This is a genomic window from bacterium (assembly GCA_020440705.1).
Lineage (GTDB): Bacteria > Krumholzibacteriota > Krumholzibacteriia > LZORAL124-64-63 > LZORAL124-64-63 > JAGRNP01.
This window is the reverse complement of record JAGRNP010000301.1, coordinates 262-618: the sequence shown is the minus strand read 5'-3', so window position 1 is coordinate 618 and position 357 is coordinate 262. Positions and strand designations below refer to the sequence as shown.

The window sequence follows — 357 nt, the reverse complement described above, 5'->3', positions numbered from 1 at the left end:
TCGGTGGCATACTGCGACGCGCCCGGCCCCCTGGAAAAGAATGCCAAAACATTCTACGCCATCTCCCCAACTCCGAAGGACTGGAGCGCTGAGCGCACAGCCTCGTTTTACCGCGAATACAATATTTACATGCTGCACGACCTCAGCATCCACGAGGGTACGCCGGGGCATTATCTCCAACTGGCCCACGCCAACAAGTTCAAGGCCCCGACCAACGTGCGGGCGATCTTCGGCAGCGGCACCTTTGTGGAAGGCTGGGGAACCTACGCCGAGCAGTTGATGGCGGAATTCGGTTTCGGCGGCCCGGAGGTGCGCATGCAGCAGCTCAAGATGCGCCTGCGCCTGATCATCAATGCG

General features: G+C 60.2%; 1 pseudogene (only partly in view). It reads left to right on the top strand.

From position 1 onward, the window contains the following. Window positions 1-357: pseudogene (locus KDM41_18490) on the top strand (DUF885 domain-containing protein) (it continues 261 nt past the right edge of the window).